This window comes from Yinghuangia aomiensis (genome assembly GCF_039542225.1).
Classification (GTDB): domain Bacteria; phylum Actinomycetota; class Actinomycetes; order Streptomycetales; family Streptomycetaceae; genus Yinghuangia; species Yinghuangia aomiensis.
This window is the reverse complement of the sequence record NZ_BAABHS010000003.1, coordinates 376,125-399,931: the sequence shown is the minus strand read 5'-3', so window position 1 is coordinate 399,931 and position 23,807 is coordinate 376,125. Positions and strand designations below refer to the sequence as shown.

At 73.2% G+C, this 23,807-nt stretch carries 21 protein-coding genes; 10 read left to right on the top strand and 11 right to left on the bottom strand.

Annotated elements, in window-relative coordinates; all coding sequences use genetic code 11:
• Positions 1 to 17 precede the first annotated feature (17 nt).
• The 3 genes from ABEA93_RS06235 to ABEA93_RS06225 all read right to left on the bottom strand — a co-directional run bounded on the left by ABEA93_RS06235 (position 18) and on the right by ABEA93_RS06225 (position 3,994).
• Entirely contained in the window at positions 18 to 1,163 is a 1,146-nt protein-coding gene (locus ABEA93_RS06235) for an acyl-CoA dehydrogenase family protein (RefSeq protein ID WP_345674263.1), read from the bottom strand.
• A complete protein-coding gene (locus tag ABEA93_RS06230; protein ID WP_345674262.1) occupies positions 1,160 to 1,882 on the bottom strand; it encodes a TetR/AcrR family transcriptional regulator in 723 nt (240 codons plus the stop codon). The genes ABEA93_RS06235 and ABEA93_RS06230 overlap by 4 nt, the downstream gene beginning before the upstream one ends.
• Before the next feature lie 204 nt (positions 1,883 to 2,086).
• Positions 2,087 to 3,994, bottom strand: a complete 1,908-nt coding sequence (locus ABEA93_RS06225) for an albusnodin/ikarugamycin family macrolactam cyclase (protein WP_345674261.1) — start codon at positions 3,992 to 3,994, stop codon at positions 2,087 to 2,089.
• 1,038 nt (positions 3,995 to 5,032) lie between these two features.
• Here ABEA93_RS06225 and ABEA93_RS06220 point away from each other — a divergent pair.
• From ABEA93_RS06220 to ABEA93_RS06200, 5 genes are all read left to right on the top strand, one after another.
• Entirely contained in the window at positions 5,033 to 6,388 is a 1,356-nt protein-coding gene (locus tag ABEA93_RS06220; RefSeq protein WP_345674299.1) for an NsdA family TPR-like regulatory protein, read from the top strand.
• A gap of 73 nt (positions 6,389 to 6,461) precedes the next feature.
• Positions 6,462 to 7,676: an L-2-hydroxyglutarate oxidase gene (lhgO, locus tag ABEA93_RS06215; RefSeq protein WP_345674260.1), complete on the top strand. Its 1,215-nt coding sequence runs from the start codon at positions 6,462 to 6,464 to the stop codon at positions 7,674 to 7,676.
• Between the two features lie 88 nt (positions 7,677 to 7,764).
• A complete protein-coding gene (gene trmB, locus ABEA93_RS06210; RefSeq protein ID WP_345674259.1) occupies positions 7,765 to 8,589 on the top strand; it encodes a tRNA (guanosine(46)-N7)-methyltransferase TrmB in 825 nt (274 codons plus the stop codon).
• Positions 8,590 to 8,689: 100 nt separating this feature from the next.
• Entirely contained in the window at positions 8,690 to 10,165 is a 1,476-nt protein-coding gene (locus ABEA93_RS06205; RefSeq protein WP_345674258.1) for a PrsW family intramembrane metalloprotease, read from the top strand.
• 88 nt (positions 10,166 to 10,253) lie between these two features.
• Complete coding sequence (locus ABEA93_RS06200; protein ID WP_345674257.1) at positions 10,254 to 10,748, top strand: YcxB family protein; 495 nt, start codon at positions 10,254 to 10,256, stop codon at positions 10,746 to 10,748.
• Between the two features lie 96 nt (positions 10,749 to 10,844).
• On the opposite strand, the gene ABEA93_RS06195 is transcribed toward ABEA93_RS06200, so the two are convergent.
• Both ABEA93_RS06195 and ABEA93_RS06190 read right to left on the bottom strand, forming a co-directional pair.
• The gene (locus ABEA93_RS06195) at positions 10,845 to 11,117 is read right to left on the bottom strand and encodes a hypothetical protein (protein ID WP_345674256.1); all 273 of its coding nucleotides are present in this window, start codon (positions 11,115 to 11,117) and stop codon (positions 10,845 to 10,847) included.
• Between the two features lie 171 nt (positions 11,118 to 11,288).
• Positions 11,289 to 12,077, bottom strand: a complete 789-nt coding sequence (locus ABEA93_RS06190; protein WP_345674255.1) for an SDR family NAD(P)-dependent oxidoreductase — start codon at positions 12,075 to 12,077, stop codon at positions 11,289 to 11,291.
• A gap of 97 nt (positions 12,078 to 12,174) precedes the next feature.
• Between ABEA93_RS06190 and ABEA93_RS06185 the strand changes: the two genes are divergently transcribed.
• Positions 12,175 to 12,717 (top strand): nuclear transport factor 2 family protein, encoded by a 543-nt coding sequence (locus ABEA93_RS06185; RefSeq protein WP_345674254.1) that lies wholly within the window; start codon positions 12,175 to 12,177, stop codon positions 12,715 to 12,717.
• 141 nt (positions 12,718 to 12,858) lie between these two features.
• On the top strand, positions 12,859 to 13,284 hold the full coding sequence (locus ABEA93_RS06180; RefSeq protein ID WP_345674253.1) for a hypothetical protein: 426 nt from the start codon (positions 12,859 to 12,861) through the stop codon (positions 13,282 to 13,284).
• 37 nt (positions 13,285 to 13,321) lie between these two features.
• On the opposite strand, the gene ABEA93_RS06175 is transcribed toward ABEA93_RS06180, so the two are convergent.
• The 3 genes from ABEA93_RS06175 to ABEA93_RS06165 form a co-directional block, all read right to left on the bottom strand.
• Positions 13,322 to 15,157, bottom strand: coding sequence for a serine/threonine-protein kinase (locus tag ABEA93_RS06175; protein ID WP_345674252.1), 1,836 nt, complete (start codon positions 15,155 to 15,157; stop codon positions 13,322 to 13,324).
• Between the two features lie 89 nt (positions 15,158 to 15,246).
• Positions 15,247 to 17,811: an FtsX-like permease family protein gene (locus ABEA93_RS06170; RefSeq protein WP_345674251.1), complete on the bottom strand. Its 2,565-nt coding sequence runs from the start codon at positions 17,809 to 17,811 to the stop codon at positions 15,247 to 15,249.
• A gap of 4 nt (positions 17,812 to 17,815) precedes the next feature.
• Positions 17,816 to 18,580 (bottom strand): ABC transporter ATP-binding protein, encoded by a 765-nt coding sequence (locus ABEA93_RS06165; RefSeq protein ID WP_345674249.1) that lies wholly within the window; start codon positions 18,578 to 18,580, stop codon positions 17,816 to 17,818.
• Positions 18,581 to 18,792: 212 nt separating this feature from the next.
• Here ABEA93_RS06165 and ABEA93_RS06160 point away from each other — a divergent pair, with 212 nt between their 5' ends.
• Complete coding sequence (locus ABEA93_RS06160) at positions 18,793 to 18,984, top strand: ferredoxin (RefSeq protein ID WP_345674248.1); 192 nt, start codon at positions 18,793 to 18,795, stop codon at positions 18,982 to 18,984.
• A gap of 48 nt (positions 18,985 to 19,032) precedes the next feature.
• Here ABEA93_RS06160 and ABEA93_RS06155 read toward each other — a convergent pair whose 3' ends face one another.
• Positions 19,033 to 20,037, bottom strand: coding sequence for an RDD family protein (locus ABEA93_RS06155; protein WP_345674247.1), 1,005 nt, complete (start codon positions 20,035 to 20,037; stop codon positions 19,033 to 19,035).
• Between the two features lie 59 nt (positions 20,038 to 20,096).
• Positions 20,097 to 21,251, bottom strand: a complete 1,155-nt coding sequence (locus tag ABEA93_RS06150) for a S1C family serine protease (RefSeq protein WP_345674246.1) — start codon at positions 21,249 to 21,251, stop codon at positions 20,097 to 20,099.
• Between the two features lie 195 nt (positions 21,252 to 21,446).
• Between ABEA93_RS06150 and ABEA93_RS06145 the strand changes: the two genes are divergently transcribed.
• Complete coding sequence (locus ABEA93_RS06145) at positions 21,447 to 21,893, top strand: nuclear transport factor 2 family protein (RefSeq protein ID WP_345674245.1); 447 nt, start codon at positions 21,447 to 21,449, stop codon at positions 21,891 to 21,893.
• A 24-nt stretch (positions 21,894 to 21,917) separates the two neighbouring features.
• Here the strand turns inward: ABEA93_RS06145 and ABEA93_RS06140 are convergent, their stop codons facing one another.
• Positions 21,918 to 23,072: a CapA family protein gene (locus ABEA93_RS06140; RefSeq protein ID WP_345674244.1), complete on the bottom strand. Its 1,155-nt coding sequence runs from the start codon at positions 23,070 to 23,072 to the stop codon at positions 21,918 to 21,920.
• A 152-nt stretch (positions 23,073 to 23,224) separates the two neighbouring features.
• Here ABEA93_RS06140 and ABEA93_RS06135 point away from each other — a divergent pair, with 152 nt between their 5' ends.
• Positions 23,225 to 23,653, top strand: coding sequence for a nuclear transport factor 2 family protein (locus ABEA93_RS06135; RefSeq protein WP_345674243.1), 429 nt, complete (start codon positions 23,225 to 23,227; stop codon positions 23,651 to 23,653).
• Positions 23,654 to 23,807: the final 154 nt, after the last annotated feature.

Sequence of the window (23,807 nt, the reverse complement as noted above, 5' to 3'; positions counted from 1 at the left end):
GCGGCTGCCCGGCGGGTTCATACGCCGAGCGAGCGGCCGACGATCTCCTTCATGATCTCGTTGGTACCGCCGTAGATCGCCTGGACCCGGCTGTCCACGAACGCTTTCGCGACCGGATACTCCATCATGTAGCCGTAACCGCCGTGGAGTTGGAGGCATCGGTCGACAACCCGCTTTTGCAGGTCGGTCGTCCACCATTTGGCCTTCGACGCGTCCACGGCGTCCAGCTCGCCGGCCACGTGCCGCATGATGCAGTCGTCGATGTACGTGCGGGCGATGTCGAGTTCGGTGGCCATTTCGGCGAGTTCGAAGCGGCTGTTCTGGAACGACCCGATGGGCTGACCGAACGCGGTGCGCGTCTTGCAGTACTCCAGCGTGTGCTCGAAGACGGTTTCCGCGCCGATCACCGCGGAGACCGCGATGCCGAGCCGCTCCTGCGGCAGGTTGTGCATCAAATGGTAGAAGCCGCGGTTGAGTTCGCCGAGGATGTTGGTGGCGGGCACCCGCACGTCGGTGAAGAACAGTTCCGCGGTGTCCTGGGCCTTGAGGCCGATCTTGTCGAGGTTGCGGCCGCGCTCGAACCCGGGCATGCCGCGTTCCACGACGATCAGGCTGATGCTCTTGCTGCCCTTGGCCTCGGGGTCGGTCTTGGCGACCACGATCACCAGGTCGGAGTTGATGCCGTTGGTGATGAACGTCTTGGCGCCGTTGAGGATCCAGTCGCCTCCGTCGCGCACCGCGTGCGTGCGGATGCCCTGCAGGTCGCTGCCCGCGCCCGGTTCGGTCATCGCGATGGCGGTGATGATGTCGCCCGAGCAGAACCCGGGCAGCCAGCGGCTCTTCTGCTCGTCCGTCGCCAGCTCGTTGAGGTAGGGCGCGACGACGTCGTTGTGCAGGCCGAACCCGACGCCGGACGCGCCAGCCCGGACGAGTTCCTCGGAGAGCGTGGCCAGGTAGCGGAAGTCCCGGACCCCGCCGCCGCCGTAACGCTCGTCGACGTCGATGCCGAGCAGCCCCAGCTTCCCGGCCTTGCGCCACACCTCGCGGTCCACGATGCCGGCCTTCTCCCACCCGTCGTGGAAGGGCACGATCTCGCGGCGGACGAACTCGCGGGCGGTTTCGCGGAACGCCAGGTGCTCGGGCTCGAGATGACGGTCCCTCATGGGTGCTCCCCCTGCCTCGGTTGGGTGTGTGCGGCCGCGCGCAGCGCCTCGACCTCGCTTTGCAGGCCGGCGGCGAGCTCGGCGATGAGCGCGGCGCGGTCCAGGGCCGCGCCGGCGGGGCCCAGGGCGTCGCCCGGCTCCCGGCGCAAGAGGCCGCCGAGCGCGAACCGGCCGAACATCGCGGCGAGTTCCTCCGGCTGGTAGCCGCCGTCCGGGCGGTACCACTTGAACATCCAGTTGCACATGCCGATGGCCGCGAACGCCGCCATCTTCGGGTCGACCTTCACGAACTCGCCGTTCTCGACCCCGTCGCGGATCACCGCGCGTACCGCGTTGTCGACGTCCCGTTTGAACGCGGCGAAGACCTCGCGGGCGCCGTCCGGGAGCTGGTCCTCGTCGCGGAAGCCGAGCCGGTACAGGTCGATGTTGCCGACCAGGCCCGACACGTGCAGTTCGATCATCCGGCGCAGCCGCTCGGCGGCCGGTGCGTCGAGGGCCGCGATCTCGGCGACTTTGCCGCCGCCGACCCGGGCCCAGTCCTCGAAGATCGCCCGGACCAGCGCGTCCTTGTTGGGGAAGTAGTGGTACAGCGCGGCTTTGGACATGCCGAGTTCGTCGGCGATCTCCTGCAGCGTCACCGCACCGAGCCCCCGCACGCCGAACAACCGGGTGGCGGCGGCCCGGATCTCGTCGCGCATCAGGCGGTTGCGTGGCGGCATCGTCAACCTTGCGGTAGGAATTCCGACCGGCGGGTCGGGTACTGGTCGGGATGCTAGGCGCGGAGGTGGACGGGATCAAGAGTCCGGCCGTGCACAGCGGTGGGAACCGGGCGGCAGGCCGGGAAGGGAGCGCCGGAAACGACGCTGCCCGGCGCACGGCCTCGAAGGCCGTCGCCGGGCAGCGTCGTTGAATGGGCCGCGGACTCAGGCGACCGCGGCGATCACCGTGCCCGCCTTACTGCTCGCACCCCAACGCAGCGCACGCCCGGCCGCGACGCCGCGGAGCCACAGCTCCGCCGCGACCACGTCGGCGAACCCGCCGAGCAGGTCGACTGTGTCGGCGCCGGGCTCGGCGCGCTTGTCGAGGATCGGCCGGGTGGCCCGGTCGAGCGCGGCCCGCAGCGCGGCCTGGTCGAGGATGCCGATCTCGCCGAGCATCGGCGCGGCCAGCAGGTCGCGCAGGTCGGCGGCGTTGCGGCGCAGGCCGCGCATCTCCGCGACGGTGTAGTCGCCCTTGCCGGTGCGGGACAGCGCCGAGCGCGGCACGAGTCCTTCGACCGCGGTGTGCAGCAGCGTCCGAGGCCCGTCGCCGCGGCCCCGCGCCCAGGCGGGCAGCGCCAGGCCGGCCCGCACCACCGCGTTGTCGAGATACGGGGCACGCACTCGCACCCCCGTCCCCTCGGCGAGCTGCTGCATCACCCGGTGCCGCTCGGCGGAGCGGCGGACCGCGACCCAGGAGGCGCGGTCGCCCGGGCGCCGCGGCGCCGACGGGTCGTCGTCGCGCCCCCCGCGCGCCTCCGCGACCTGCCCGGCCAGCGTCCGCAGCGCGGCGGCCATACCCGCGCGGGCGTCGCCGGTCGCCCACGCCAGCGTGGGCGCGGCGGCGCACCAGCCGAGGTGGGATTCCAGCCCGGTACCGGGGAGCTCGCCGCGTTCCACGGACCCGGCCAGGTCCGCGAGGGCCTGGTCGAAGCCGGTGCGGGCCACCCGGCGGGCGGCCGCGGACAGGTCGCCCGGGCGCATCCCGGCCGCCCGCGCCCAGGCGCGGGCGTGCCGCATCGCGGCGACCGGGTGCCGGTCCATCGCCAGGTCGGCGAGGTAGGCGAGCGGCGTGCCGAGGACGGCGTCGCCGCCGTAGCCGGTCAGGTGCACGTCGATGCCGGTCTCGTGCACGGCGGCCAAGTGGCGGGCGGTGCGCGCCGCGGTGACCAGCGGCGCGGCGGGCAGGTCGGTGGTGGGCGGCGCGTCGAAGGCGTCCACGAGGCTGCTGTAGGGGAGGCACGCGGCCTCGCCCGGCACCACCAAGTGCTTGAGCCGCGCGGAGGAGGTGGCCACTCGCGACGCGTAGTCGACGTCGTCTTGAGCGCCGGCGTCCGACCAGGTCACCGCGACGACCTCGTGCTTGGCCGACCGGGCGGCGAGCAGCGCCAGTACGGTCGAGTCGCGGCCGCCGGACAGGTCGGTGCCGGCCTTGCCCGCGGCGTCGACCCGGCGGCCGACCGCCGCGGTCAGCGCGTCGCGGAGCGCGGCGGCCGCCGCCGGGAAGTCCAGTGGCGCAGCACCCTGTTCGTACCGGCGGAACTGCCGCTTGGGACCGGTCAGCACCAGGGCGCGGCCCTGGTCGACGCGGTCGACGCCCGCGAACAACGAGGATCCGGAGGCAAGTTCGGGAATCTCGGGGCACAGCAGGCGTGCGGCCATCAGGCCGCGGTCGAGGCGGGCGCCCGCCAGGTCGGCGAGGGGAAGGGCATGCGAGGCGTACACCACCCCCTCGTCGTGGTCGGCGTGGAACACCGGGCGCAGTCCGGCGAGATCGCCGAGCACCAGGGTGCGTCGCCCCATCCGCAGCACTACGTGGTAGCTGCCGGGCCAGGTGGTCAGCGGGCGGAGCCCGCCGCCGCGCGCCACGGCGATGCCGACCTCGAGTTCCGCGTCGGTGGCGCGGCAGTCGCCCAGCACGGCCATCCGGATCTGCCCCCGGACCAGGGTGCGCACTTCGTCCTCGGGCCAATCCCCCACCAGCCAGAGGGGATCCGGGCCTTCCCAGAGAACGGTGGAGCCGTCCGGCCGAGGAGCCGTCCGGCTCCCGCTCATCCCAGCGAACCAGCGCATGTCACTTCCCCCTGAAACCGCGGGCATCCACGGTGTCCGCCCTTCGCCGGACACCGCACCTCCAGTCAAGCAAGGTTAGGCAATCCTGGGCAGAGCGCACGGGCGGGCGCACGGACACACGGCACCGGCGCACACCACGGCAACTCGCCCCAGCCTGACCATTTTTGTTCGAATTGTCAGCAAACCGTCAAGAATTTGACGCCCCATCACCTACTTGATGCGTACCGTGCCGGACGGATCGCTACACCCCGGGACAGGGACGGTCTCGCGGAATGAACGGTTTCCTCGCCTGGAAGCAAATCCCTTGCGGCTGCGATCATTTGGCGCCAGGAGGCGACGGTTTCCGGACAGCGTGCGGCCACGGAGCCCCCGGTTCGCGGCAGCCCGAAGACGGTGTCCGGCAAGACCTGCGCAGGCTGTTGCCTATCCGATCGGAATTGTCCGGGTTCGCGGGCCCGACCGTCTCGCTGGGCCGACTGCGCCAATCCCCTTACCACCGCCACCCCCTCCCGTTACTCTGAGGGGGACGGAGGTCGCCTTTGGGGGCAAGCCATGCGCAGCGGTCCTAAGAGCGACGGGTCGGGGCAAGCCGCCCTGCGACCCGCGGTGGCCGCTTCCCGCTTACCCCGGGCGTTACCCCGTCCGCGCGAACCGCATGCGGAGCACGAACTCCCGCCCACCGCCGACCAGTCCGCGGAACGACCCGCCGCAGCGGCGGACGCGGCTGTGCCGGAGGCGGCGGACGAGGTGGACGCCGTGGACGAGACCGAACACCCCGACGACCCCGGCGGCGCCGCGACCGGCCCGCCGGACGACCCGCCGCCCGGCACCCCGGCCGGCCCTCCCGACGCACCCGCAGAACCGCGCGCCCCCGACGTCCCCGGTGACCCCGGTGACCCCGGTGACGGCGAAGACGAGCCCGAGGCATCCGACGGCGACAGCGACAGCGACGAAGAACCCGAAGCGGCCGACCAGGCCACCGGCCCCCCCGCCCGCGAATCCACCGGACGCGCCGGAGAGCGCGGCCCGAACGGCCGCCTGCGCGAACTCCTCGTGCACGCCGGGGTGAGCAACGCCGGCCTCGCCCGCCGGGTCAACGACCTGGGCGCGATCAGCGGCCTCACCCTGCGCTACGACAAGACGTCGGTCGCCCGCTGGGTCACCAAAGGCATGACCCCGCAAGGCCCCGTCCCCCACCTGATCGCCGCGGTGCTCGCCGAACGGCTCGGCAGGCCCGTCCCGTTGGAGGAGATCGGGCTCGAGGACACCGGGCCGGTCGACCCCGAACTGGGCTTGTCCTTCCCGCGAGACCTGGCCGAAGCCGTCGTGAAGGCCACCGACCTGTGGAGGCACGACCACGTGAACCGCCGCGAATTCCTGACCGGGACATTCGCCGTCACCGCCTTCGCGACGCCCCTCGCGCGTTGGCTCATCTCCCCGGCGGACGCACTGGCCGAACACCGCGGCACCGACCGCAAGGTCGGCCAGGCGGACGTGGCCAAACTCCGGGAGGCGGCGGCCGAAGCGAGGCGTTGGGACAGCAAGTACGGCGGCGGCGACTGGCGCGCCTCGATGGTCCCCGAATGCCTCCGTGTCGAAGCGTCGCCGCTGCTGCGCGGCAGCTACCAGGACGCCGTGGGCCGCCAGTTGTTCGGCGCGACCGCCGAACTCTCGCGCCTCGCCGGATGGATGGCGTTCGACACCGGGCAGCACGAGATAGCCCAGCGCTACTACATCCAGGCACTGCGCCTGGCCCGCGCCGCGGCCGACGTCCCGCTCGGCGGCTACGTGCTGGCCACGATGAGCCTCCAGGCGACCTACCGCGGCCATCCGCAGGCGGCCGTCGACCTCGCCCAGGCCGCCGTCGAACGCAACCGCGGCGTGTCCGGCCCGAAGGTCACCGGATTCCTGCACCTGGTCGAGGCCCGCGCGCACGCCCGGGCCGGCGACGCGGCGGCCTGCGCCCGCGCGCTCAACGCCGCCGAGGCCCACCTGGAACGGGCCCGCCCCGGCGACGACGCCCCCGAGTGGATCGACTTCTTCTCCTACGACCGGCTCTGCGCGGACGGCGCCGAGTGCTACCGCGACCTGAAGATGCCCGCGCAGACCCGCCGCTTCACGGTCGCCGCGCTGGCCGGGCAGAGCGAGGCGTTCATCCGCTCGCACGGCCTGCGGCTCGCCGTCGGCGCGCAGGCCGACCTGGCCGCGGGTGACATCGACGCGGCCTGCGGCGCGGGCGTGCGGGCGCTGACCGTGGCCCAGCGCGTGCGGTCCGCCCGCAACACCGCCTACGTGCGCGACCTCGTGTCCGGCCTGCAGGTCGCCCACGCGGACGAGCCCATGGTCAAGGACTTCACCGAGCAGGTGCGGACGTCGATCGGCATTCCCGCCTGACACGGCGGGGCGCTTCGCTGCGGGATACTGGGGCCTCCAACCGGTGCGGCTCCCCCGCGGCGAAGGCGAGGCCATGCTCAGGTACGACGTGATCGTGATCGGCGGCGGCATCGTCGGCCTGTCCACCGCCTACGCCCTCACCGAGCGCTCCCCCGGCACCACCGTCGCCGTGCTGGAGAAGGAGACCTCCTGGGCGGCCCACCAGACCGGCCGCAACAGCGGGGTGATCCACTCCGGCCTCTACTACAAACCGGGCAGCCTCAAGGCCCGGTTCGCCGTCGAAGGCGCGCGCCGCATGGTCGAGTTCTGCGCCGACTACGGCATCCCGCACGAGGTCACCGGCAAGCTCGTGGTCGCCACCGACCCGTCCGAGCTGGGCCGCATGAAGACGCTGCTGCAGCGCGGCGAAGCCAACGGCGTGCCGGTACGCGAGCTGGCCCCCGAACAGATCGCCGAATACGAGCCGAACGTGCGCGCGATCGCGGGCCTGCACGTCGGCACCACCGGCATCGTCGACTACGGCGAGGTGTGCCGCACCCTCGTCGACCTGCTGCACAAGCGCGGCGTATCGCTGCGCACCGGCGCGGGGGTGACCGGACTCGCCGTGCACCCGTCCGAGGTCGTCGTGCAGACCCGGCTCGGCGAGGTACGCGGCAAGACCGTGGTCAACTGCGCCGGGCTCTACAGCGACCGGATCGCCGCGATGGCGGCCCGCGCCGAGGACAGCGCACCGCCGCCGGTGCGCATCGTGCCGTTCCGCGGCGAGTACCACGAGCTGGTGCCGCACCGCCGGGGCCTGGTGCACGGCCTGGTCTACCCGGTGCCGGACCCGGCGTTCCCCTTCCTCGGCGTGCACCTGACCCGCGGCATCCACGGCGACGTGCACGTGGGCCCGAACGCGGTGCTGGCGCTGCGCCGCGAAGGCTACTCGTGGGCGCAGGCCAAACCCTCCGAGCTGGCGTCGACGCTGGCCTACCGCGGCATGTGGCACATCGCCAAGCGCCACTGGCGGTACGGCGCGGGCGAGATGCTCCGCTCGCTGGCTAAGCCCGCGTTCACCCGCGCGGTGCAGCGCATGCTCCCCGCGGTAACCGCCGCCGACCTGGTGCGCGCGCCCGCCGGCGTCCGCGCGCAGGCGGTGCGCCCGGACGGCGAACTCGTCGACGACTTCCTGTTCACCGGCGGCGAGCGCATCGTCAACGTGCTGAACGCCCCGTCCCCCGCGGCCACCGCATCCCTCCCGATCGGCGAGGAGATCGCGGGCCGGGTGTTCGACCGCCTCGCGTAGCATCGAACCGTCCCCGCACATGTGCCGCGGGCCGTCCGAGCGGCGGTCGCGCGGGTGCGCTTTCCACCGAGCCGACGGCGTCTTCCCTATGTCTTCCGCTGCGCCCACCGAGTCCGCCGACCGTGCCGCTTCCGCGGCCGCGGTCCCGACGGCCGCCTCTGCCGCGGCCGGGGTGTCCGGCCGGGCCGGGTCGCCGCCTCCCGGCACCGCGTCGACGCTGGTGCCCGATCCGTTCGCGGGGCCGCCGGTGGGCGAGGTCCGGACGTTCCACCCGCGGCGCGGGCGGCTGAGCCCGCAGCAGCAGAACGCGATCGACCGGATGTGGGACGCGTACGGCATCGGCGTGGACGGCACCCCGGTGGACTTCGCCGCGCTGTTCGGCAACCCGAGCCCGGTGGTGCTGGAGATCGGCTTCGGCATGGGCGAGGCGACCGCACGGATGGCGGCCGCGGACCCGGGCACCAACATCCTCGCCACCGACATCCACACCCCGGGCATCGGCAACCTGCTGCACCTGGTGGAGACGAACCGCCTCGCCAACGTGCGCATCGCCGAGGGCGACGCGGTGCGGCTGCTCACCGAGATGGTCGCGCCGGAGTCGCTGGCCGGGATCCGGGTCTATTTCCCGGACCCGTGGCCCAAGTCGAAGCACCACAAGCGGCGCCTGATCCGCCCGGGCTTCACCGCGCTGGCCGCGTCCCGGCTCGCGCCCGGCGGGACGCTGCACTGCGCGACGGACTGGGCGCCGTACGCCGCCTGGATGCTGGAAGTGCTGGACGCCGAGCCGACGCTGCGGAACACCGCCGGGCACGGCTACGCCCCGCGCCCCGACTGGCGGCCGATGACGCGCTTCGAGCGGCAGGGCTTGGCCAAGGGCCACGAGGTCGCCGACCTGGTCTTCCGCCGCGCATAACGACCGGATTCGACCGCGGGGGCACGGACCGGACACGGGGCCGCGACATTTTCGGTCGGGCAAACGACCGGGTCGCCGAGCCCGGCTATCGTCACACGATATGAACGCAGCCGATCATGTGGTGCGCGCCCCGGCAGCCTCCGGTGGCGTGCTCCGCGCGTTTTTCGCGAAGCCGAGACACCGGGTCGCGGCCCTCGCGCTGCTGTTCACCGCCTGCTGGGTCACCGCCGCGGTCAAGATGGTCGACGTCACCGGCGGCAGCGGGCTGGCCGTGGGCGTGCCGCTGGCCGCCGCACCGGTGCCGCTCGTCGTCGGCGCGTTCCTGCTGCTCACCCGGGCCCGTCCGCAGCCGTGGCAGCACCTGGCGTTCGCCCTGTCTTGGGGTGCGGGCGCGGGTGCGCTGGCCGCGCTCTACGCCAACTCGTGGTCCATCGAGGCCATCGTCGACCGCTCCGGCGAGGAACGCGGCGAGCTGCTCGGGCTGACCGTGGTGGCGCCGTTCGTCGAGGAGTTCGCCAAGGGCGCCGCGGTGCTGCTCCTGCTGCTGTTCCGGCGGCACTGGTTCCGCGGGCCGCTGGACGGGCTGGTGCTCGCCGCGACGACCGCGGCCGGGTTCGCCTTCACCGAGAACGTCCTGTACTTCGGGCGCGCGCTCAGCGAGGGCAGCGCGGACGGCGAAGCCGCGAAGCAGACCGCGCTGGTGTTCTTCGGCCGGGGCATCCTCACCCCGTTCGCGCACCCGCTGTTCACGTCGGCCACCGGCCTCGCCCTCGGATTGGCCGTGCTCGCCCGCAACCGGATCGCCGCGGTCGCGCTCGGCCTCTGCGGCTACCTGGTCGCGGCGGGCCTGCACTCGGCGTGGAACGGGTCGGCGTGGAAATCCACGACCGACGACAACGGGTGGATCATGCTGCTCGTCTACCTCCTGGTCATGGCACCGCTGCTGGCCGGGGTGTTCGTGCTGGGCGGCAAGCTGCGCGGCAGGCAGCTGCGGTCGGTCGCGCAGCAGCTGCCGTGGTACGTGCAGGCGGGCTGGATGACCTGGAACGAGCCGCTCGTCCTGGCGTCCGTCGCGGACCGCGGACGGCAGCGCCGCGCGGCCCTGGCCTTGTACGGCAAACCCGGCGAGAAGGCCCTGCGGCAGTACCACTGGGACGCGACGGCCCTCGCCGAGCTGCGCGCCCGCGCGGCCAAGCACGGCGCGGACGTCGGCTTCGCCGCCGAAGAGCGCGCCCTCCTCGATGCGCTGTGGACGGCGCGTCCCGCCCTCGAGCAGGTGCTGGTCCGCACCATGCCGCAGCCGCGCTGGACGCCCCCGCCGCCGCAATACGGCTGGCCGTACCCGCCGCCGGCCTGGCCCCAGCCCATCCCGGCCGGTGCCCCGACGGGCGCCCCCGCGGCGTGGGGCCCGCCCCGGCCCGCACACCAGGCGCCCACGGCACCGGCGCACTGGGGGCCCGCGACGAACTGGGGCGCGGACCGGCATCCGGCCTTGGGTCCGGGCGCGGACCCGGCTCGGGATTCCGGCACGGCCTCGGCCCAAGGCTCCGGCACGAACCCGTCGCCGCACGGCTGAGCCCGCGCGTCCGACCCGCCGGAGCCGCCGTGCGACGATGGAGCCCGTCCGCCGCATGCGGTCCCGCGCGGCCCGACTGGAGATTCCGGTGCATATCACTGCCAGCTACGTCCCCACCGAACGCGACATCGCCGACGGTGTCGTCGCCTTCCGCCGCGGCCTCTTCCGCATGCTGGGCGTCGGCGGGCTCACGCTGGTCGGGCTCGGCTTGGTGGTGCTGCTGATCGAGGCGCTCGGCAGCGGCATGGAGTTCTGGCCGTTCGTGTTCCTCGGCTTCGGCGCGGCGATGCTCGGGCTGCGCCTGTGGGCGCCGTTCCAGGCCGCGCGCGCGAACAAGCACATGCACGGCGACGTGTGCCAGGTGACGCTGACCGACGAGGCCTACCGCTCGGTGATCGGCACCAAGCGCGCCGAGATCCCGTGGTCCGACTTCCGCAAGCTGCGCTCCGTCGACGACCAGTGGATCTTCGAGTTCAACCCGCAGCAGGCGATCATGGTGCCGCACCGGATCTTCAGCGACGCGGAGAACGACGAGATCGGCGGCTTCCTGCGCGACCGCGGCCGCGGCCGCTCGCGCCGCTGAGCCGTCCCCGCACCGCGCAGCCCGAGCACCCGGGCGTTCCCGGCATCCCGACGTCTCGGCAATCCCGGTGATCCCGGCATCCCCGGTGATCCCGGCTCATTCCCGCCGCTCGATCGGCCGCGCCTCGTAGACGCCCCGCTGCCGGGCCCGCCACTCGCGGTCCATCTGCCGCGCGATCACGATCTCCAGCGCGCTCCAGCCACAGGCCAGCAGGCACACCGCGCCGATCAGCAGGGCGACCACCCACAGCCACGAGTGCGCGAGCACGGCGAACGCCGCGACCATCGCCGCCACCAAGGCGAGCGCGAAGAAGACGCCGGTCAACGCGGCCGCATTGCCCGCACGCTCCGAGAGCCGGTTCCGCCCCACCCGGACGCCTCCCCGCGCCGCCGCCCCGCCTTCACCCGTCCGGCTGCCCGCCGTCCGGATGCCCGCCAGATGCCCGACTGATGCCCGCAAAGGGCGCGGGCACACGCGCAGGGTGCAAAGGGGGCGCAATTTCGCCGCTACGGGGCGCGCGGCTCGGGGAGGCGCGCCCGGTCAGGGCTCCAGGACGACCCCGGACGTCACGTGCGTCACCGTGCCGGTCATCCCCCGCGACCGCGGCGACGCGAGGAACAGCACGGCCTCGGCGATGTCCTCGGGCTGCGTGATGCGCTTGAGGGCGGCGCTGGACGCGAAGTCGGCGCGGACTTCCTCCGCGGTCATGCCGCGCCGCTGCGCCTCGGATTCGAGGTAGGCGGCCAGCTTCGCGTTGTCGGTGTAGCCGGCGACGACGACGTTGACCCGGATGCCGTCGCGCCCGACCTCGCGCGCCATCGTCGCGGAGGCGATCTCCATGGCCATCTTGGTGGAGGCGTAGGCCGCCATGTAGGGCAGCTTCATGCGGGGCGCCTCGGTGCTGATCTGCACGATCGAGCCGCCGCCGACCGCCCGCATGTGCGGCAGCGCGGCGCGGCTGACCTCGAGCACGCCGAGCACGTTGACGTCGAAGGCGCGGCGGAATTCGTCGCGGTCGAGGTCCTCCACGCGGCCGGACGGGTTGTACGTGGCCACGTTGACCACCGCGTCGACCCGGCCGAGCCCGTCCGCCGCCGCGGCCACCAGCGCGCGGCACGCGTCCGCGTCGGCGATGTCGGTCGGCACGGCGAGGACCTTGCGGCCGGTGCGCTCCGCCACGGTGGCGGCCAGCGCGCGCAGCGGTTCGGCCCGGCGGGCGCCGAGCACCAGGTCGGCGCCCTCGCCCGCGAGCGCCAAGGCGCTGGACAGGCCGATGCCCTCGCCTGCCCCCGCGATCACGGCGACGCGTCCTTCGAGGCTGCCGGTCATGTGCCCACCCTTCCCGCTGATCGAATCCCCGCCTTCATCGGGTATCAAGGATCTGACGGATCATCAAGTTCATCGGGCAGTGACGAACGGAGCGGTCATGGACGACGGCGCGGCGCGGGATGCGCGCAAGGCATTGGCGTACGAGGAGATCCGGCAGCTGGCCGCACGCTACGCCCTCGCGGTCGACAGCCGTGACCTGGACACTCTTGTCGGGCTCTTCGTCGACGACGTGCGCGTGACGCGCGAGGAGAGCGGCCGCGAGGCGCTGCGCGCGTCGTTCGAGGCGCAGCTCAAGCCGCTGGGTGTGACGATCCTCAACATCGGCACGCACGTCATCGACTTCGCCGACGACGACCACGCGACGGGCCACGTGTACTGCAAGGGCGAGATCCAGGAGGGGCCCCGCTGGATCCACCAGGCGATCCTGTACCGGGACAAGTACGAGCGGCGGGACGGGCGCTGGTACTTCGTCGGCCGCCGGCACGATCTCTGGTACGGCGCCAATGTCGGCCAGAACCCCGCCGGGCTCCCCCCGGCGAACTGGCCGGAGCGCTCCTACGGTTCAGGAACCGTCCCCACCCTGTGGACAACCTGGCGGGACTTCGCCGGCGACGGTTCCGCGGAGTCCGCGGCGGGCTGATTTCGCGCTCCCCTCGGCGAAACACCGATTGGCTGGTATACGTATGAGACTCACGGAACCGGCCGGTCGGTGTTCGACGCTGCGCGCCGGTCTCCGTACGGACAAGTACGGCAAGGTGCAGGGCAAGCGGAGGGGCAGCACGTGATCCGGTACCGACTCCGGGTGGACTTCTACCAGGACGTCCCTGCGGACCGGCCGCCGAGCGGTTACGTCGGCTCGCTGCTGTCCGGCGACTTCGCCGGGCCGGCGCTGCCCCGCGGCGGTGACTCGGTGTCCGCGATACCCCTGGGCGGCGGGCACGTCGGCCCGTGGACGGGCGGCCCGTACATGCTCGTGCACCGCGTCGAGCACCACCCGGTCCCGGTCGACCTGGACGGCCACATCGTCGACTGGTGGGAGCAGTACCCGCACCCGTCGGTGCACGTGGTCGTGCGCGCCGAATGGCCGGACGACGAAACGGCCGAGCACGAACTGATGGACGTGTACGACTCCCAGGGCTGGACGTCTTTCCCGGCCGGCCCGGAGAACCCGTTCCTGCCGCCGACCGACCTCGCGGTCTTCGGCTGAGCCGGCGGCCGGGGCGGCGGAACCGCCCCGGCCGCGCTCAGTCGCCCTTGGGGGCCTTGTACTTCGCCTTCTCCATCGAGGTGATCAGCGCGGTGACCGCGGGGTCGTAGGTCTTCGGCAGCGCCGTCGTGCTGAACGAGATCTTCGACTTCGGCAGCCACCACACTTGCGGCTCGATCTTGCTGCCGTCCGCGCACGTCACCGTGTACTGCGCGTACTCGTAGGTGATCGGCCCCAGTTTGGAGAACTGCCGCCCGCTGGTGCGCGCCGTCGCCTTCTTCGCGCCGGACGCCGCGCCCGGGCAGGCCGCGGGCTTGCCGAGCGTCCAGCCGTTCGGGTCGGCCAGGGCGACCTTGCGGGCCGAGGCGTCGCCGACCCACACCTTGAGGCCGCCCGCGCAGTCGACCCGGGCCGCGGCGGCCGTTTCCGCGGGTGCGACGCAGGCCATCGAGGCATCAGCCATCGGGCGCGCGTCCCAGCCCTGCGGCACCGCGAAGGTGACGCCCTGGAGGTCGAACGGGCCGGGACCGACCACCGTGCCGAGCGGCGGTGCGGAGGACTGCGCGACCGGCTCGGCGTTCGCCGTCTCGTCCTTTTTGCCGGAGTTCGCCAGCAGGGCCGCGCCGATCGCCACCACGGCGACCACGCCCGCGACGGCGGCGGCGATCACCTTGGGATCGCGCCGCGAAGCGCCCCGACCGGACCGCGCGCCGCGCGACCGGCCCCGGGACGGGCGTTCCTCGGGCACCGGCACGTCGCCGACGATGGTGTCGGCCGTGTCGCGCGGCGGCGGCCCGACCGGGTAGCCGCCGGACGCCATGGGCGGGGGCGGCACCGACGGCGGCGGCGGTGTGCTGCCGAAGTTGCCGTAGCCGTCGTGGAATCCGGAGAACCCGCCCTGCCCCTGCCCCTGCCCGTACGGTGGCGCGGCGACGGGGCTGCCCCACGCGGTGCCGTCGGCCGGGGCTTTCCAGTGCATGTTGATGAGCGAGGTGGCGTCGGACACCGCGTCGGCCACCGGGGCGCGCCCGGCGCCGAGGGAACCGCGCCACGTGCCGGTGACGGTCTCCAGGACCTGGGTGGCGGACGGCCGCCGCAGCGGGTCCTTGTCCGCGCTCCAGTCGACGATCCCGCGCAGCGGTCCGGGGACGCCGGCGGTGTCGGCTTCCTCCTGGAGGACGCGGAGCGCGACCACTTCGGGCGCGCCGGTGCCGAACGGGATGACGCCGGTGGCCGCGTAGGCGACCATCATCGCCCACGCGTAGACGTCCGCGGCCGGGGTGCTGGTCTGGCCGCGGAACCGCTCGGGGCTCATCCACGCGGGCGAGCCGATCATCATGCCGGTGCGGGTGAGCCCGTTGTCCTCCATCGACCGCGCGATGCCCAGGTCGAGGACCCGCGGGCCGGCGGGCGAGCAGACCACGTTCTGCGGTTTCAGGTCGCGGTGCACGATGCCGACCGCGTGCAGCGCGACCAGTGCCTCGGCGAGTCCGGCGGCCAGCGCGAACAGTTCGTCGCCGGACATCGGGCCGTGCCGGTCGACGCGTTCCTGGAGCGTGGGGCCGGGCACGTATTCGCAGGCGAACCACGGCTGCGCGGCGTCGACATCGGCGTCCAGCACCGGCGTCGTACACGTGCCCTGCACCCGGCGCAGGAGATCCACTTCGCGCTGGAAGCGGGCCCGGAACTCGCGGTCGTCGGCGAACTGCGCGTGCACGATCTTGATGGCCACGCGCCGCTCGAACTGGTCGACACCCGCGAACACCGAACCCATGCCGCCGGATCCGAGCCGTCCGGTCAGCCGGTACGGACCCACGGTCCGCGGATCCGCGTCTGCGAGCGGCCGTATCCCCGCTGCGGCTTCGGCTGCCATCCCGCCTCCCCGCTCTGTTCAGTGGGAGGACGCCCCGAACGTGCCCTCCACGTGCGGGGGCATCCTCTCACTCGGGCCGCGGGCCCGTGCTACTCGCGCGCCCCGATTGCCGCAACGGGGTCGTCGCGCAGGACGGTACGCGCGGACAGCACACTCGCCGCGTAGGTGATCGCGAGCGCTCCGCCGGCCACCGCCAGGTACCGGCCAACCGGCAGGTCGGGCGCCCACGTTCCGGTGATGCCGTGCGAGAACGCGCCGAGCGTCACCCACGCGATCGCGGTGCCCAGGCCGATGCCGATCGCCGCGACGACGGCGAGTTCGTGCCGCAGCATCGCGAACGCCTGGCGCCGGGTGGTGCCGGAGAGCCGCAGCACGGCGAACTCGCGGCCGCGCCGGCCGGTCGCCATGACCATCGTGTTGACCACGCCGATCGCGGTGAACAGGCCGATCACGCCGAGCAGCAGCGCACTCGCCCACGCGTCGCGGTCGGCGTCGTGCCGGACTTCGCCGAGGTAGGCGCCGCGGTCGAGCACGTGCCCTTCCACGGCGAGCGCCCGGGCGACGGCCGCCTTGTCGGCGCCCGGCGCGGTACTGACGTAGACCTTGTCGTACGCGCCGACCGTGCTGTGCCGCAGCGCGACGTCGCGGGGCAGCAGGAAGTCGCCGAAGCCGAACCCGTGGTCGTACACCGCGACGATGCGCAGGCTGACGGGCGTGCCGTCGCCCAGCCACAGCCGCACCCGGTCGCCGACGTCCTTGCCCATCCCGTCCGCGCGGAGTTTGCCGACGGCCACGGTGCCGTCGCCGGTGAGCTGCGCGAGGTCGCCGGAGCGGACGCCGAGGTCGAGCACGCGTGCGGTCTCCGGGCCGATGCCGCGGGCGTCCGCGACGGTCGCGTCCGAGGCGGACCCGTCGAGCACGGTGGTCGCGACCGTGCCGGACGCCGATGCCACGCCGGGCAGTCCGGCGATCCGGGCGACCGCGTCGGCGCCCAGGCCGGCCCGGTCGGCGCCGTCCACGACGAACTCGGCGGTGGTACGCGCCTTGCTCTGCGCGACCGTCTCGGTCGCGACGGTGGTGTTGAGGAACAGCACCGTGCAGACGAACGCGACGGTCAGCGCGATCGGCGTAGCCACCGCGGATATGCGCGCCGGATCGGAGGCCCCGTTGGCCCGCGCGAGTTGTGCCGGCGCGCCGCCGAACAGCGTGGTGAGGCGCCCGACCAGCGCGACGCCGAGGCGGGCGATCGGCCGGCCCAGCATGCCGACGCCGAACATGAACGTGAACACGATGCCGACGGACGCACTCGCCCCGTCGTCGCCGCTCAAGTGCAGCGAGACGATCAGCAGGGCGATACCGCCGCCGATCCCGCCGAGACCGAACAGCCAGCGCAGCGCGGGGACGACGATCCGCCGCTTCCCGGGCGTGGCGCCGAAGACCTCGGTGGGCTTGACCTTCGCCGCGCGGAACGCCGCGGCCAGCGCGGCGACCTGGGTGGTGAGCACGGCCGCGCCGATGCCGACGACGGCGGGGATCCAGCCGTCGTGCAGCGCGAATCCCGGGGGCAGCGCGCCGGCGTGCCCGAACAGCGCCTTGAGCACGCGGGCGAACAGGTAGCCGAGCGGCGTGCCGATGCCGGCCGCGGCCAGGGCGACGAGCAGCGCTTCCGCGGAGACCATCCGGCGGATCTGGCCGGGGGTCGCGCCGACGGCGCGCAGCAGGCCGATCTCGCGGGTGCGCCGGGTCACCGAGAACCCGAACGTGCCGGCCACCACGAAGATCGCGGCGGTCGCGGCGAAGCCGCCGAAGGTGCTCGCCACGGCGGTGGTGGCGTCCTGCATGCCGGTGACCGCGGGCGCCTCCAGGCGGCCGAGCGAGCCGCCGCTCAGCACCTGGAGCTTGGGCTGCGGGCGCGCCGGGTCGCCGAACTGCGGGCCGGCGTCGCGCACGATGCCGTCGAGCGCGCGGCGCACGGCGTCGCGGTCGGCGCCGGGCGCCAGCACGACGCCGACGAAGTCGGCCCGGTCCGGCACCGCGCTCAGCGCGGCGGTCTGGTCGGCGGGCAGGAACACCGCGGACTTCGCGCCCGCCGGTGCGGGGGCACCGGCGATGCCGCTCACCGTGACGGTGCGGGCGCCGGCCGGGGTGGCCAGCTGCACGGTGCCGCCGGGCACGGCACCCAGCCGGGCCGCGGTGGCCTGGTCGAGCACGGCCTGGCCGGCCGCGGGCGCCTGACCCGCGGTCAGCCGGTAGGGGGCCAGTTGGGCGCTGTCCCAGCCGTGTGCCTCGACGGTCGAGCCGTCCGGCAGCACCACGGGGACCGTGCGGTCCGCGACGGCGGCCTGCACGCCGGGAACCGCGGCGACGCGTGCGGCGAGGTCCGCGGGGATGCGCGCGGTTTCCTTCGGCGCGTCCTCGGTGAGGGTCTCGCCGTCCTTCGCCTTGCCCATCGCCGGGGTGCGTTCGAGGTGGCGCGAGGCGGCGACGGCGAAGTCCGTGCCGTCCAGGCGCTCGACCGGCGTGTGCGCGCGGAGCGCGGACTCCATCAGGACCCCCGCGCCGGTGACCAGCACGGCGGCGAGGAGCACCGCGAGGAAGGCGCCCGCGAACCCGGCGATCCGGGTGCGCAGGGTGCCCAGGGCAAGGCGGAGCACGGGATCAGCCTTCCATGTGGATCATGCGGTCGGCGACCGCGTCGGCGGTGGGCTGCTCGAGCGTGTCGACCAGGGTTCCGTCGGCGAGGAACAGCACGCGGTCCGCGTACGACGCGGCGACCGGGTCGTGGGTGACCATCACGACGGTGTGGCCGTACTGGTCGACCACTTCGCGCAGCAGCGCGAGGACCTCGCGGCCGGTGCGGGTGTCGAGGGCGCCGGTCGGTTCGTCGGCGAACAGCACGTCGGGCCGGGTGACGAGGGCGCGGGCGATGGCCACGCGCTGCTGCTGGCCGCCGGACAGCTGCCCCGGGCGGTGCTTGGCACGGTCCCCGAGGCCCACGCGGGACATGACCTCGTGCACCCACCGCTTGTCCGGGCGCTGCCCGGCCAGCCGCAGCGGCAGCGTGACGTTCTGCTCGGCGGTGAGCGACGGCACCAGGTTGAACGCCTGGAACACGAAGCCCACGCGGGTGCGCCGCAGTTCGGTCAGCTTGGTCTCGGACAGCCCGGCGATGTCGGTGCCGGCCAGGGCGACCCGCCCGCCGGTGGGCCGGTCGAGGCCCGCGGCGCAGTGCAGGAACGTGCTCTTGCCGGAGCCGGACGGCCCCATGACGGCGGTGAACGAGCCCGGGCGGATGTCCACGCTGACGCCGCGCAGGGCGTGCACGGCCTCGTTGCCGCGCCCGTACACCTTGGTGACGCCGTCGAGCGAGACGGCGGTCGTGGCGGACGGAGCTTCCAGGACGCCTGTGGCGCGCTTGCCCATGATCGGACCTTCCGGTGCGCGGTCCGGCCTTTCCGGACCCTGCATCCAGCCTGTCCGTCCGAAGGCGCTCGCTCGATCCGGCGACCGCCCGGGTTTGGGGTGGTGCTGACCCCACCCTTCCGCGTGGGGAGACCCGACGAAGTCTGGCCTTACCTTCGGCCGCGCGTGATAGGTGTCGTTGACCTGGTCACGTTTTCGGGCACGGAGGACGCATGAAGATCAACGTCGACTTCGACAAGTGCAAGAGCAACGCGCTGTGCATGGCGGAAGCCCCCGAGGTGTTCGAGGTCCGCGAGGACAACTTCCTCTACATCCTCCAGGAGAACCCGTCGGAGGACCTGCGCGCGCAGATCGAGGAGGCCGCCCGGGTCTGTCCGACCCGGGCGATCACCGTCGAGGACTGATCCCGCGCGGCCATTCCGCGAGGGGCGTTCCGGCGCGGCGGCCCGCGGTCATCCGCGGGGCCGCCGCATGCGGTCCCGCACGCCGCGCGCCTGCTCGGCCGTCGCCGCGCCGATCCGCGCGGCCTGCCCGGGGAGGGCCTGCGCCGCCTGCTGCGCCGCCTGGCGGGCGGCTTGGCCGCCCGCGCGCCCGAGTTCGACGGCGCGGGCGAGCGCCTTGACGTTCACCACCGCCGTGCGGCCGACCCGGTCGTGCCAGCTGCGCCGGCGCGGGCCGAGGACGAGCAGCGGGTCGACGAAGCCGACCAGGCTGACGATGCCGCAGAGGCCGGCCATGGACCAGTTGCGCAGGATGAGTTCGTACCACATGAGCATCAGCGCGGCCCACGGCACGAGGACCGCGACGGCGCTGCGGCGCGCGGCGCGGGCGAGCCCGATGCGGCTGCCGCCGTCGGGGCCGACCACCTTGATGCCGACGGCCATCTTGCCGAGCGTGCGGCCGTACCGGGCGTGCATGAGCCAGTCGTAGAGCGTCGGCAGCAGCAAGTGGGCGAGGACCAGCAGCAGAAGCAGGAGCTTGGTGGTGTCCCACAGGCCGTCGACGGCCTGCAGCGGAGCACGCTTCGCATCGTCCGCGCCGCCGCGCAGCAGCGCGAAGAACGTCTTCCGGAAGACGTCGTTCTGCAGGTCGGCGGCTTTGCCTTGCAGGTAGTGGTAGGCGGCGAACCACAGCGGCACGACGAGCGCGGTCACGAGCAGGTAGTCGAGCGTCCGCGCGACCAGCCGCAAGAAGCGTGAGGCGGGCGGGAGTTCCCGCGGCGCGGCGGGCGCCTCCGGCAGTTCCGGCTGCACGGTCGCCGCGGGCGGCACCGCGAAAGCCGGCGGCGCGGCGTACGGCGGTGCGGCGGGCGGCGGCCCGGGAGGAGGCGCGAACGGCGCCGGGGCGGGCGGAAGGCCGGGTGCCGCGGGCTGCCCAGGCCCGCCCGCCCCGGCGAATGCCGGTCCCGAAGCCCAGCCCGGCCCCGGGTGTTCTTCCGGTTGCTGAGGGATCGTCATGCCCGGGACGCTTTCGTGCCTTTCCCCGCCGCGTCAACCCGGCAAGCCGACCCGCGCGGTCAGCTCAATTCGCCCAGTGTCACGTCCACCGTCGCCTGCGACCCGTCGGGGTGCATCACGGTGACCTTCGCGACGTCGCCCGGCTTCAGCCCCGCCAGCACCGTGGCCAGGTCCGACGCGGTCGGCGTGTCGGTCCCGTTCACCGAGGTGATCACGTCGTTCGGCTTGATCCCGGCCTTCGCCGCACCGCTGTCCGGGTCGACCGACACCACGCCGACGCCCGCTCCGGAGCCTTGCCCGCCGACGACCGTCTGCACGGTGACGCCGAGGGCGGCGCGACCCGAGTTGGTGACCTTGCCGTCCTTGATCATCTGGTCGGCGAGGTTCCGCACGGTGTTCGACGGGATGGCGAATCCGATGCCGGGCGCCACGGCGTTGCCCGCGCCGCTGGCGGCGGCCAGCGTCGGGATGCCGACGACCTTGCTGTCCAGGTCGACGAGCGCGCCCCCGCTGTTGCCCGGGTTGATCGCCGCGGTGGTCTGGATGAGGTTGGGGATCGTGGCGCCCGTCCCGCCGCCGTCCGTCGACTCGTTCTGGGTGCGGTTGAGGGCCGACACGATGCCTTCGCTGACGCTGCCGGACAGGCCGAGCGGGTTGCCCATCGCCATGACGATGGTGCCGACGTCGAGCTTGGACGAGTCGTCCCACTGCGCGGGCTTGAGCCCGGACGGCGGGTTGTCGAGCCGCACCACGGCGACGTCGTTCGGCGGGTAGGACGAGACCAGCTTCGCGGTCAGCGGCTGCGTCCCGGTGGCCAGCGTCACCTGGAACGTCGTGGCGTTCCCGACCACGTGCGCGTTGGTGACGATGTTGCCGCTCGTGTCGTAGACGATCCCGGAGCCCAGTCCGCTGTCCGTGGTGATCTGGACGACCGACGGCAGCACGTCGGCGACCACCTTGCGGTAGTTCCCCTGCAGGTCGCTGGACCCGCCCGGGGGCGTCGCGGCCGCGGCGGACGCGCTCGGCGAGCCGGGCGACCCGGCGGGCGTGCCCGACGCCTTCGCGCTGCCGCCGCTGTCGTTGTCGGAGCAGGCGGCAGCCCCGGCCACGAGTCCCGCAGCGAGCACGAACGCCGCCGTACGACGTCCCCGTGCCCCGCCGCGCCGCGGGGGGCGGGCGCTCGTCGTCCCGCCCAGCAGCTTCCCAAGCCTCACCGCGCACTCCCTTGTCCACACCGCACGCCGGATCCGCACCCCAGTGCCCGGAATGCCGGAATCGAAAACCGTAGGACAAGCAGAAGATCGCACCGGCTCTTGCTTCCTCGCCCGAAGCGGAGTGACATTGCCGACGCGGCGGGCGCAGACGGTCCCGCCGGGATCCATGGACCAGCGCAACCCGGAGGGGCACCCATGCTGTCGCTGCAAGAGATCTCGGACCGGCTCGAAATCCAGGATCTGATGGTCCGTTACTCCCACGCGGTCGACACGCAGCAGTGGGACGTCCTGGACACCGTGTTCACCCCCGACGCGCACATCGACTATTCGGCGATGGGCGGCTCGAAGGGCGACCTGGCGGCCACCAAGAAGTTCCTGGCCGACGTGATGCCGAACTTCCCGGCGTTCCAGCACCTCATCGCCAACTCGTCGATCACCGTCGACGGCGACACCGCCACCGGGCGCACGATGTGCCACAACCCGATGGTCATGCCCGGCGAGGACGGGCAGCAGAGCCTGATGCTGTGCGGCCTCTGGTACCTGGACACGTTCGTCCGCGTCGACGGCGAATGGCGCATCAAGGAGCGCGTCGAGGAGAAGGGCTACATGTACATCGCCCCGCCCACGCCCGGCATGGGCTGAGCCGGCCGACGGCCCGGCGGCGTCCTACTCGGGCGCCGCCGCAAGCCCCGTGCACGGCCGCAGCCCGTCGCGGCGGTCGGTGATCCGCTTGGCCTCCGCGCCGGTCTGCGGCATCGGCACGCCGCGGGAGTCGACGGACGCGGGCGTGAACGCCTCCTTGACCACCTTGCCCCCGCCGATGGTCAGCGTGGTCACGCCGGTGTCGTTGGAGTTCGGGTAGGGCGAGGTGCCGTACCAGAGGAAGTTCCCGAAGCCGTAGTCCACGTAGGTATTGCCGAGCATGCCCGCGCCCTGCATGACGTGCGCGTGCGTGCCGACGACGGCCGTGGCGCCCGCGTCGGCGAGCTTCTTCGCCAGGCCTTTCTGGTCGGCCGACGGGCACTTGTCGCCCTCGATGCCCCAGTGCATGTAGACGACCACGACGTTGGCCTTGGCCTTCGCCGTCTTCACCGCGGCGACCAGCTGGTCCGCCTTGAGCGCCGACGCGATCCCGGGCTTGCCGGGGCCGGCGGCGTACTTCTGGTTGGTGATGTCCTGCACCTGGCTGGCCGCGAGGAAGGCGACCTTGACCCCCTTCACCTCGGTGATCCACGGCTTGTAAGCCGCCGCCGCGTCGGGCCCGATCCCGATCACCGGGATCGGCGGGTTCTTCGCCGCCGCGAGGGAGTCCTGCAGCCCGACCGGCCCGTAGTCGACCGCGTGGTTGTTGGCCATGCTCACCACGTCCACGCCGGACTTCGCGAGCACCGGCAGCGCCGACGCCGGGGCCCGGAAGTGGTAGGTCTTCGCCTCCGGCGTGCCGCGCTCGGTGATCGCCGACTCGAAGTTCACCATCGCGAGGTCGGCCGCCGCCAGCGTCTTGCTGATCGGCCCCAGCGCGGTGTCCGCCCCCGCGTTCAGCCGCGGCACGGTGCGCTCGTTGAAGTGCACGTCGCCCGCGAACGCCAGAGTGATCGTTCCTGCGGGGTCCGCGGCGCCGGGCACCACCGGCGTCTCCGACGCCCCGGGGGCCGTCGGCCCGCCCGGCGCCGCCGCGGACGCGTCCGCACCCGCCGGGGCGGCGTTGCCGCCCGATTTCGAGTCGTCGTCGGACCCGCCGAGGAGGCCGCACCCGGCCACCAGCACCAACCCGACAGCACCCGCGAGGGCCCGGGCGCGCCGGGCTATGGCTATATGCACCGGGGAAGGCTAACCCACCGTCAGAAACCCCCGTTCGGGTTCCCCGTACCGGTTTCCGCACCGGTTGGTCCGCGGCAATGCCCCCGTGCCTCTGGAAACCCCGCGCGGGTGTCCCTAGGCTCCCCGCGACCCGCCCCGAGGAGGCCGCAGCCATGGCGAACACCGACGCCAACAAGAAGCTCGTCGCGCAGTTCTGGCAGGACCTGTACGACCGCGACTTCGACAAGGTCGGCGCATATTTCGCCGAGGACGGCCACTACACCGACGTCCCGGCGCCCGGCGCCGGCGCGTACGGGCCCGAGCAGATCGCCGCGCGCCTGCGCCTCGGCCTGGACATGCTGTCCGCCTACGAGCACGAGCTGAAGCACATCGTCGCCGACGGCGACGTGGTCATCACCGAGCACGCGGAAACCTGGCACTGGAAGACCGGCGAGAGCGTCACGCTCCCGTTCGTCTCGGTGCACGAGATCGGACCCGACGGGAAGTTCACCCGCTGGCACGACTACTGGGACTTCAACACGCTCATGAACGCGGCCCCGGCCTGGTGGCTCGAGCACATCGCCAAGGGCTTCACGGCCTGACGCAGCGGCGCCGAAAAGGGGCGAGCCCCGGCGGCACACGCACGCCAGGGGCTCGTCTCGGAAGCTTGGTCCTCCGGGGCCGCAGTCATGGATCCGAACGCGCGGCCGCGCCGAAGGCGATCAAATCGTAGCAGACCCCATGCCGCGGTCTCCC

Bases quoted from the DNA above. Each gene is read 5' to 3' on its own strand.
- ABEA93_RS06235 (WP_345674263.1), bottom strand. From the start codon at position 1,163: ATGAGGGACCGTCATCTCGAGCCCGAGCACCTGGCGTTCCGCGAAACC.
- ABEA93_RS06230 (WP_345674262.1), bottom strand. From the start codon at position 1,882: ATGCCGCCACGCAACCGCCTGATGCGCGACGAGATCCGGGCCGCCGCC.
- ABEA93_RS06225 (WP_345674261.1), bottom strand. From the start codon at position 3,994: ATGCGCTGGTTCGCTGGGATGAGCGGGAGCCGGACGGCTCCTCGGCCG.
- lhgO (WP_345674260.1), top strand. From the start codon at position 6,462: ATGCTCAGGTACGACGTGATCGTGATCGGCGGCGGCATCGTCGGCCTG.
- trmB (WP_345674259.1), top strand. From the start codon at position 7,765: ATGTCTTCCGCTGCGCCCACCGAGTCCGCCGACCGTGCCGCTTCCGCG.
- ABEA93_RS06205 (WP_345674258.1), top strand. From the start codon at position 8,690: ATGAACGCAGCCGATCATGTGGTGCGCGCCCCGGCAGCCTCCGGTGGC.
- ABEA93_RS06190 (WP_345674255.1), bottom strand. From the start codon at position 12,077: ATGACCGGCAGCCTCGAAGGACGCGTCGCCGTGATCGCGGGGGCAGGC.
- ABEA93_RS06185 (WP_345674254.1), top strand. From the start codon at position 12,175: ATGGACGACGGCGCGGCGCGGGATGCGCGCAAGGCATTGGCGTACGAG.
- ABEA93_RS06175 (WP_345674252.1), bottom strand. From the start codon at position 15,157: ATGGCAGCCGAAGCCGCAGCGGGGATACGGCCGCTCGCAGACGCGGAT.
- ABEA93_RS06165 (WP_345674249.1), bottom strand. From the start codon at position 18,580: ATGGGCAAGCGCGCCACAGGCGTCCTGGAAGCTCCGTCCGCCACGACC.
- ABEA93_RS06160 (WP_345674248.1), top strand. From the start codon at position 18,793: ATGAAGATCAACGTCGACTTCGACAAGTGCAAGAGCAACGCGCTGTGC.
- ABEA93_RS06155 (WP_345674247.1), bottom strand. From the start codon at position 20,037: ATGACGATCCCTCAGCAACCGGAAGAACACCCGGGGCCGGGCTGGGCT.
- ABEA93_RS06145 (WP_345674245.1), top strand. From the start codon at position 21,447: ATGCTGTCGCTGCAAGAGATCTCGGACCGGCTCGAAATCCAGGATCTG.
- ABEA93_RS06135 (WP_345674243.1), top strand. From the start codon at position 23,225: ATGGCGAACACCGACGCCAACAAGAAGCTCGTCGCGCAGTTCTGGCAG.